Origin of the sequence: Lewinella sp., assembly GCF_050633125.1 — a bacterium.
Lineage (GTDB): Bacteria > Bacteroidota > Bacteroidia > Chitinophagales > Saprospiraceae > Lewinella.
Genome location: NZ_JBOEFX010000196.1, coordinates 1 through 9,799, shown reverse-complemented (window position 1 = coordinate 9,799; position 9,799 = coordinate 1). Strand labels below are relative to the sequence as shown.

General features: G+C 47.9%; 7 protein-coding genes. 2 read left to right on the top strand and 5 right to left on the bottom strand.

Going from position 1 to position 9,799, the window contains the following annotated elements; genetic code table 11:
• Positions 1-53 precede the first annotated feature (53 nt).
• The 3 genes from ACRBG0_RS27880 to ACRBG0_RS27870 form a co-directional block, all read right to left on the bottom strand.
• On the bottom strand, positions 54-995 hold the full coding sequence (locus tag ACRBG0_RS27880) for a GNAT family N-acetyltransferase (protein WP_431490111.1): 942 nt from the start codon (positions 993-995) through the stop codon (positions 54-56).
• A 140-nt stretch (positions 996-1,135) separates the two neighbouring features.
• On the bottom strand, positions 1,136-2,632 hold the full coding sequence (locus ACRBG0_RS27875) for a leucyl aminopeptidase family protein (RefSeq protein WP_431490110.1): 1,497 nt from the start codon (positions 2,630-2,632) through the stop codon (positions 1,136-1,138).
• 18 nt (positions 2,633-2,650) lie between these two features.
• Complete coding sequence (locus tag ACRBG0_RS27870; RefSeq protein WP_431490109.1) at positions 2,651-3,772, bottom strand: alpha/beta hydrolase; 1,122 nt, start codon at positions 3,770-3,772, stop codon at positions 2,651-2,653.
• 154 nt (positions 3,773-3,926) lie between these two features.
• Here ACRBG0_RS27870 and ACRBG0_RS27865 point away from each other — a divergent pair, with 154 nt between their 5' ends.
• Both ACRBG0_RS27865 and ACRBG0_RS27860 read left to right on the top strand, forming a co-directional pair.
• On the top strand, positions 3,927-4,421 hold the full coding sequence (locus tag ACRBG0_RS27865) for a c-type cytochrome (RefSeq protein WP_431490108.1): 495 nt from the start codon (positions 3,927-3,929) through the stop codon (positions 4,419-4,421).
• A 126-nt stretch (positions 4,422-4,547) separates the two neighbouring features.
• Entirely contained in the window at positions 4,548-5,708 is a 1,161-nt protein-coding gene (locus ACRBG0_RS27860) for a prolipoprotein diacylglyceryl transferase (RefSeq protein ID WP_431490107.1), read from the top strand.
• 148 nt (positions 5,709-5,856) lie between these two features.
• Here the strand turns inward: ACRBG0_RS27860 and ACRBG0_RS27855 are convergent, their stop codons facing one another.
• On the bottom strand, positions 5,857-7,533 hold the full coding sequence (locus tag ACRBG0_RS27855; RefSeq protein ID WP_431490106.1) for a hypothetical protein: 1,677 nt from the start codon (positions 7,531-7,533) through the stop codon (positions 5,857-5,859).
• 97 nt (positions 7,534-7,630) lie between these two features.
• A complete protein-coding gene (locus ACRBG0_RS27850) occupies positions 7,631-9,709 on the bottom strand; it encodes a fibronectin type III domain-containing protein (protein WP_431490105.1) in 2,079 nt (692 codons plus the stop codon).
• Positions 9,710-9,799: the final 90 nt, after the last annotated feature.

The window sequence follows — 9,799 nt, the reverse complement described above, 5'->3', positions numbered from 1 at the left end:
TGCGGGAAGGTGCGGGGTGCGGCTACTCAAACCAGATAAAGGCACATCTCAACCTATCTATTTTTCCACCACTTTAGTGCTCGGTACAGATAAGAACGTTGCTGTTGGACTCGGTAGTAGGTGGTTTTGGTAGCGCCAAATTGTTCGCGGATCGCAGCGATAGCAGGAATCATACTTCCTTCAAAATCAAAGATGGGTAATTTCAATTGCTGCTGGGTAAAATCGAGGGCTTGGGCGATAAGCCAGATGCCAGAACCACTGTTGCGCAGCTCAGGGTCATCGCCGGAAAGGTGGTAATAAGCTGCTTGCTTATCCCACATCACATAAGCAACGGAGTGAATATTACCCTCCGCATCCACTGCCGCAAAAATCTGCCTTCTTCCGGCTTTAGCCAAAGCTTGGTCATGGCGTTCTAATTGCGCAAAAGAATAGGGAAGAGCGAGGCCCTGTCGGGTGAAACTCAGTTCGTTTATTTGATAAAAAGTAGAAAGAGCAAGTTCCGTTTTCAACGTAAGCAAAGCATCAGCCTTGCGAATATTTCGGCGCATATTTCGGTTAATCCCCGAGCGCCAATCCTGTCCTTGGCCTAATTGCAAGCGGTGTGTATGATAAGCGAATGTCTGGAAACTATCTGGAAGTAGTGGAATAAAATCATTCGCCAATGGGCTAAACTGCTGATCAATACCAGCGAAACTAGGCAGTGCCTTTAAGAGTAAGCGCAGGACTTCTTGGGGTGGATTCTGCCTAAGCTCAAGGCCAGGAATAAACCCCATGTATTTAGTAAACAAAGGCATCGTCACGTAATGCAGACCCATCCGATGCTTGTGAAAATAAGGAAGGGCGGCAAGTGTCTTCTCTCCGTCCTTCACCAATACTACCGACCATTGACCATCTTCCGCAACGGCATTCAGGTACCAAGGCTCGCAACAGATTGGCAGGTCTGGCAAAGTGGCACAAAAAGCCGCATAATCTTCTTTAGAATGGTTAATCTCCAAATCGTTACATTGCGCAAAAAACAAACTGAGCGTTCGCTTCGCGTCTACTTTTGGGTTTTACAAACAGATTAATACACTCAAAATAAAGCGTTTAAGCATCTACTTGAAAAACGTCGGCTCAATTTATTTTGTACTGTTTTTTACTCTTGCGTAACCGACATCAAAAACTGGATCAACAACCGTATGCCGTAGCCCGTAGCTGCCTTACCTTTTCCGTAAGGCGTATCGCCAAAAGCGGTGCCCGCAATATCGAGGTGTGCCCAAGAAGGATGGTTATCCGTGAAAAACTCCAGAAACTTGGCAGCAGTGATCGCACCTGCTACCGGGCGGCCACTAAAATTCTTGATATCAGCGACATCCGATTTCATATCCTCGCCGTATTCTTCCCAAATAGGCAGGCGCCATACCCGTTCGCCAGTTTGCCGGCCAGCCTGCTCTAGATGATGTGCCAGTTGGTCGTCATTACTAAACAAGGCTGCTGCTTGATAACCGAAAGTCCGAACACTGGACCCCGTGAGGGTTGCTAAATCAATGATAACTTGTGGTGCGTGTTCACGGATGACATACGACAAACCGTCGGCCAAGATCAGGCGACCTTCTGCATCGGTATCGATGATTTCGATGGATTTACCGCTATAAGAAGAAATGACATCACTAGGCTTTACTGCCAAAGCGTCCACAGAATTGTCGGTCGAAGGAATTGCTGCTACCAAATGCACTGGTAATTTTAGCCGCGCAGCAGCCTCCATCGTTCCTAAAACCGCTGCGGCACCGCCCATGTCACTCTTCATGTAGTGCATATTGGTGGAAGGCTTGATGGACAAACCGCCGGTATCGAAGGTAACACCCTTGCCTACCAGACCGATCTTCGGTTGGGTGCCATTACGATTAGGGCCTTTGTATTCCAGAAAGATAAAAGCAGGTGGTTCCGGACTGCCATAATTAACGGCCAACAAAGCGTGCATCCCTGCTTTAGTAATCTGTTCTTTGTCCCAAATCGTCGCCTGATAACCGTACTTCTCTGCCGAAGCTTTTGCCCAAGCTGCAAGGTCATGAGGGTGTTTATAATTTGCGGGCGCATTAACCAGCGCCATCACTTCCGTTTGTGCCTGAGCGATAATCAACCCACGCTGGCAATATTCTTTAGCTGCAGCTAATTGGTCCTCAGGTAAAACAATGCTTAATTCGAAATCGGCATTTTGTACAACATTGGCCTGGCCATTACTCGTTTTGTAACGCCCTAAATGGTAGCTCCCTTGCCACAGTCCGTTGACAGCAGCTTCACTCAACAATCCAAATAAATCATCTCCTTCCGTGGCTGGCCACAGGAGGGTCGTCTTTGCGGTAAGCAAATGACTGTGCTTGCTGGAAAGGTGCTGAAAAGCTTGTAAGGTTTTACTAAAATTGACATTAGTGCCCAAGCCTAGAAGAACGAATAATTGGTCGCCACTAGGTAGGCTCACCACTTCTTTTGCTCCAGCTTTAAAGCCGCGAAGAATCACATCCTCCTGTTGCCCAACTAGTTGACTAATTTTCGCAAGTGGCGCAGCAGCTATTTGCCCCTGGTTTTGGCCCACCGGGACAATAATGGTTTGCTGTGCTTGTGGTTGGAAATCCGATTGAAATTGTAGCGTCATTTTCAGGTTTTTGGGATCCTAGGTGGTGGTTAATTGATCGTGAAAGAAAAGCCAGCTCAAGGCCATAGGAAACTCTTCTCCCCAGCGGGATTCATTGTGCTCCCCATCTGGATCGACAGAGAGGAAAAATTCCGGCTTTGTTTTTGAAGCCTGATTTTCCAAAGCTTTCTTTAATCGTTGTAGGTTAGGGATCATTGTGGCACTTTCCTTTTTACCACCGTAGAGATAGACCCTTCCAGAAAAAGGATTTTTCAGGTTCAGCAGCTGGAAAGGAATATTTGGGGTAACCCAAAGTGATGGTGAAAAGACCATCAGGCGGCCATAGACTTCCGGGTACATCATACCAGCATAAATGCTGATCAGTCCGCCCATTGAACTGCCTCCGATACCGGTATTATGACAGTTGGGGAGCGTCCGAAATCGTTGATCGATATAGGGTTTAAGCCTTTCGGCTAAAAATTTGACATAAGAACGGCCTTGTCCTTTACCAAAGCGGGTTTCAGTGGTAGAAGGTGTAAACTCTACGATTCGCTTATCCATGGCATGATCAATGGCAATGATGATGATATCGCCTCGGCCTTCCTGTTGTAGTTGTGCCAAGCGTTTATCTACCGCCCAGTTACCATAAGGTGCATAATCATCGAAGAGGTTCTGCCCATCCTGCAGGTACAAAACGGGATAGTGCCGATCGGTTTCATAATAATCGTGAGGAAGTAAAGCTGCAATCCGTCGGGTCTGTACAGATGACGGCATCTCGAAATCGTTCTCGATGATTTCAATCTTGGGCAAAAAAGCCCCTGGAAAAGAAAAACGATCCTGCTTCCAACGAATTACTTCATCTGTGGCTTCATGATGAGAGCGCAAGACCTGTCTATTGGGGCGATCATTGCCATTATCGTCGAGTTCTACGTGATCCCAACTGCCGCGAGCATACTTGTATTCGAGTATTTCAGGAAGGTCTTTGAGTGGAAGCTCCAAACGAAAATGACCTGTAGCAACCTGCTGCATTCGGTAACGTTCATCCGCTACCCGCCAACGGTTAAAGTTACCTACAACATAGATGGGTTGCTCTTCTTCATTGGTTGCCAGAAGATTGAGCGTGAAAATTGTCCCATTGGTGGCTGAAACGTTACTTGCCATGTTTGGTTTTCGTAAAGTTCACAAAGATAGGGATTTCAGGGATGTGTTCTAGTTATTCTTAAAAATCTCCTTTAACTTTAAATACGCTGACATTTTCCACCATTAAACGTCAAGCGAAAATTATCAAGTAAATTAACCTAAAAGCAAAAGCATTATGCTGCGCCACCTCTCTACAATTGCCATTTTATGTTGGCTCTTTCTATCCGGTTTGTTTTTCTTGCTGTGTTTCAGTGAATGGCAAAACCCAAACTCCTCACAAGAATTTTACTGTGGCACCGTATCTCCCACGGAAAAATGGGCGAACGATCCAAAATACCAACACTTGGATTTAGGTAAAACCATTTTCCGCAACAACTGTGCGGCTTGCCATGCTGGTGATATGAAGACCAATCTAACAGGCCCAGCGCTAGGCGGAATGCGGGAGCGCTGGAGGGATCATGGTGGTGACACCACCTTGTACGCATGGATCAGGAACTCACAAAAGATGATCGCTTTGGGCGAAAATCAACACGCACAAAAGCTTTGGGGAGAGTGGGGCCCAACCATTATGAATAGTTTTGAAAACCTGACAGATGAAGAGATTGATGCGGTGATCGGATACATTGAAATGAGCTACGGGGGGATTTACAGCAACAAAATTAGCTCATAGGATTGCAAAATCAATTTTTAAAAACGGTAATAAATCTTATCCTTGTGCTACTAACGCTTTGTAAAGAGAACAAAACAATATGCTTTCTTCCCTTTACTAACCACCAAATACCAAGACCAACAAAGCATGTATCCTGATCTTTCCTACCTGTTTCACGATCTCTTTGGCACCGCTACCGACAATTGGCTGAGCATATTCAAGACCTTTGGTTTGCTCGTTGCGTTAGCTGTACTAACAGCAGCCTTTTTGCTAAAAAAGGAACTCCAACGGCGTGCTGAAATCGGTCAATTCCAAGGTGTTCCTGCCAAAATCATCAGTAATGCACCATTGGATATCCAGGACTATGTACTCAATGCGTTTTTTGGTTTCATCGTCGGTTTTAAGCTCGTATATATCGTCCAAAACCTGGATGCCATGCAAGCTGACCCTGCGAGCATCATTATTTCCGGCAAGGGAAACTGGCTGGCTGGGATAATAGGTGCAGGCCTGCTTACTGCTTATTACTTCTATCTGGATAGTCAGCGTAAAAAACAAGGCACCAAAGAAGAACTCAAAACACTCTATCCGCACGATAGGATCATGGACATCTCTACGGTGGCGGTTATCTCGGGTATTATTGGGGCCAAGTTATTTACCGTCGTTGAACAACCACAAGCCTTTTTTGCAGATCCTATGGGGCAGCTTTTCTCAGGAGATGGATGGACGATTTATGGGGGCTTGATTGGTGGTTTCGTAGGTGTGTATATTTTACTTCGGCGCAAAGCTATTCCCGTCTTACCTGTGATCGACGCTGTTGCGCCGGCGCTAATTGTTTCTTATGGTGTAGGTCGTATGGGCTGTCACCTGGCGGGAGATGGCGACTGGGGAATCCCGGCAGCAGCACAACCAGACTGGTGGTTTCTTCCCGACTGGCTATGGGCCCAGGATTATCCTCGAAATGTGCTCAATCGTGGCGTAGAAATGGCCGATTGCGTTGGAAAATATTGCAGCCATTTAGCAGAGGCCGTCTACCCTACCTCTGTTTACGAAACCATGATGGCCTTTACCATCGGGCTCATTCTTTGGGGCTTACGCAAAAAAACGACAGCGTGGCCAGGCTTACTTTTCGCCATCTACCTGATGTTTAACGGTGCGGAGCGATTCATGATTGAAGGCATTCGCGTCAATGATCGCCACGAAGGGCTCGGAGGTTTTACCCAGGCAGAATTCATTGCTTTGATCCTCCTGGGCATTGGTGTGGTATGGGCGGGATGGTTGCTGTTGGCAAAGAAGCGGGATGCGGTGTAACACAGCCATACTCACTTTGTAGTAAATTTAGCCACAGAGGCACAGTGACACGGAGGTTTCTATTGGGAGTTTTTTTTAAAAAAAAACTCCGTGTCACTGTGCCTTTGTGGCTAGAAAAGTCAAAGTAAAAATAGCTTTACAAAAGAAATTACCGCCACCTGTATTGATACTGAATGCCACCAAATAACTCCGTATAGTTGGCGAATTGTTCGGATTTATTGTGGTTTAAACTGGTGTAAAGGCTCAACTGGTGCCGCTTAGCTGGTGCGAAGCTTAGGTTCAAGCTACTGCTTAACAACAGGCCATCCGCTTCCTGATCGAGGTAGTTTTTAAACACAGAATTGTGTAACGACACACTCCAGCGACCATCTTTGGTAGATTTATTCACACCAAAACTACCACCAAAACGATTGGTGCGTAACGGGTAAACATCTATGCGCTGAGCTTGTAATGAGAAGTTGAAAGACCACTGGCTGGGGAGTATTCCCAAGTTATAAGAAACCATAGCCAGCCAAGTTTCCATGTTCGTGAATTCACGCGTAAAGGGGTTGCGGTCATTAAGTGCCTGGAACTGCCCGAGCACAAAAACCTGTTGCGACCGTAGGCTATCCTGCCATTGCCAGTGCGGACTGACACTGTAGTTGGTCGTCACCATCGCTACCCTTACAGAGTCGATATTATCCAAGCGGCTGTCGAGCTGATCAATACTGTAATTCGTGAAATTAATATCCGCACCAAACCGCGGGTTAGGGTTGATATTCAACACAGCGTTGCCAACAATCCGCCGTGTCGTTTCTAAGCGGTAGCCCAACAAATTATTACGTTCCAGGCCTAGTGAGCCAGACAAGTTCACCTTTCGTTGCGCAAAAGAGATTTTAGGTGCAATCAGCCATCGCTGTAAATCATTGGCAAAAAAGTAACTCCCCAAGCTATTGAACTCGGGCATGATGCGCTCGAAAGTTGTGCGTAATAATACCGGTGAAAAATCAAACTCCAACCCTCCCCTTACGGCATAGTTGAGCTGCGTAGAAGTGCGTACCTCCAAGGGCGTAGGAATGCTGGTAGACAAGTAACCTGCGGCGAGGTTAGATCGTTGGTCGCGGTTGAGCATATTGCCCGCCAGTTCGCCCGTGAAGTTTATCTTTTTGCCTAAAGGCAATCGCCAGGTACATGCCACAATCGCATTTTCAGCAGCCTTTAAGGTACTGTCGATCATTCCAGAAGGAAGTGAATTGGGGTCGTCTTTGGCCTGAAAGTAGATCAGATCAATAAACTGATTGTCTTCTCCAATGCCCAGTTTGAAAGCCATTCCATTGCGTTGGTAACGAGCAGGCAACTGTCCTCCTGCAACACTCGTGGTAGCCATTCGTGCCGACCGCAAGCGTCCGTACATGGCACCAATGCGCCACAAACCGGGGTCCATCTCCACGCCTACCCCCAAGAAAGAGTGCCCTGCCAGCGAGTAATTCGAGAAATTGAGGTTACGCCACCCTGCATGAACCTTGAGCCAACGGTAAGTCGGGCTCATCCCAAACTGGGCAAACCGTGGGTAGTTCAACTGTTGGCCTTGCTGCCCCAAAGTGAAAGAAAAAGGCAACGACACCTCGTACAATTGTAGGTTGGCACTACCGCTCATGTTCCAATTTGGGGAGGTCGATCGCCCGTCAATGCCGCTGGCTTGATAAAACTGCGTGCCCAGTTGCAAGTTACCGCTGAGCTGTACCGCCGGTTGTTGCCCAAGGTTTTCCAGGTTCTGGGTAGCAATATTTGATGACAACAACAGAAAAGCTAGTAAACACAAAAAGGAAGACTGCCAATAATTCATAAACAGGGATTTAGCTTGGTAGAAGGATGCGGGGCGACTCCGTCGCCCCTTGAGGTAAAGCGTAAAGAGACTTAATGCATCCTGAAAACAGTTCAACTTAAAATTGAAGAAACTCACTTTCTGTCAGTAGGGATTCACCGCCGTAATCATAGACTACTTGCAGGCCATACTGGTATCGATCACCACTATTGGTCGTCAAATCTTGGTAGGAAATCTCCTCGGCAGGCAATGATTTCAGTAGCCGTAATGGGCCCTCATTGACCGCGCGATACAGCAACAACCGATAACCGGATGGTACAACGGGGTTTTGCCAAGAAAGCTCGATGCCATCCCGCGTACTGGTCATCTGCAACTGAATGGCGGTTATGCCGGCGGGATTGGAAGCCTGCGTCATTTGAACCTGCATAACCGCCGAAGAAGCTGACCACAGGGTGGCGTCATCATGACACCTGACACTGTATTGGTAGTTTTTCCCGGCAAGGGCCGTCCGATCTTGGTAAATCTCTGGTTTGCCCTCTAGCAGGGTGAGTCTTTCCCAATTATTTTGGCCTGGCTCACGGCGACGGATTTCGGTGTGGGTAACATCCTTGCTAGGGCTGGGTAGCAGTTGTAGGTCGACACTCGTAGCGCCGATGGTCACTTGCTTAATTTGGGGAGCTACCGGCGCGATCAGGTCCGGCTTATCCACTTTCAAGACCTGCGAATAGTCGCTAGCATTGAAATAACCATCCATAGCCACTACTCGGTAGTAGATTTCTTCCGTCAGCGTTTTCAATGACAAATGATGGGTGTAGCCGGGGTTCGTTATAGGCGTACTGTTCAACTGGGTAAACAGGTGATCATCCGCATTTGCGAAGAAAACATTGTAGCCCATGAGGTCTTTTTCCTGGTTTGGGGCCCATTCCAGGGAAAGTAGTCCCGTGGTATCGATGTGTGCTTTTAGCCCTTGCGGTGGTGCCGGAGGCAGGCTATCGACCCAAAAATTATTGATCGGCAGCGACTGTGCGAAATTGCCCGCCGTATCAATAGCAGTAACGGTATAGTAACGCTTTTCGCCAGGTGCCGCCGGTTTGGTATCCAGCCATGCTTTTTGGTTAGGAGTAAGTAACTTTTCATTGACCCAAGAATAAGGTCCTTCGGCAGTAGGCCCCGAGGCAACAAAGTAACCCGCCAAGTCTGTCGGTTCTTCCAGCATCCGCCAGCTGATCAGTGATCCTTCCGGAAGTTGCTGCACCTGCTGAGGCAGAGGTGTTGGTGGAGGCGTACGATCACGGCCCATACCTTCGACCCAGCTAATATCTTCGGCCACTCTACCAAAGGCATCAAAGGGACGTACTCTATAACTCGCGGGTACATAATTTTCTGTGAGTGGTACCCGAAAGGTAGCCCATCCGCCAGCCAGCGAGTCAGAGATACTGTTATCGATAACGATAAACGGGACCTTGTTAAGGCGTTTAAAGTTGCGGCCACCATCCGACGAGCGTTCTATCCAGTAGCCCGAAGCAGGGAAGGGATTCTCAGCGGGATTCCAGCGGAGGCTTATTTCTTGTTCTTTTTCTATCAACTCCAAGGCTGACACTCGTGGCAGTGGAAACTCCGCAGTAGGCTCCAAAAAGTACCTGCCTGGCACAGCTACTGCATTCTCTGCAACCGCAGGGGCCACTTCGTAAACATAGCTTTTGCCAGCGGTAGCTGTTTTGTCTTCCCAGCCTAAAGCCAACGCAATCGCCAACTCGGGGTCAGCATCAGCGGCAAGCATGGCAAACCCAAAGAGGTTTTCTTCCTGCGTATGGCGAGCAACGATCCCTCCGGCGAGGCCAGCCTCTGGGGCCATCTCTATTTCGCCGTAAAGGCCCTGAGCAGCAATGGCCGCCAACTGATGGTCGCGCCCAAATTGCGCTTTAAGTTCCTCAAGGCTTTTAGCTCGCAGCGGCATACTTGTCAATTGTTCACCTGCCGAAAAATCAGCACCGCGCTCTCCCATCGGATACCGATAAACATGGTAGCCTTGCTGACTCAACGCCTGCCAACTCGCATAATTTGCGGGTGCCCAGCGCAAATGATTGACGCCTCCTTCTTGATAACCAATGACACTAATGCCTGGCGTAGTAGCCGATTGTCCTAGTAATCTACCAGAAGTGATACATAACAAAAGGACGAAAAGTAGATTTTTCATAATTTATTTTTGACACACCGTTGATGTTTGCCAACCGTAGCTTGGGCTTCAGCCCGAGCGTAATTTTCACGCTCGGGCTGAAGCCCAAGC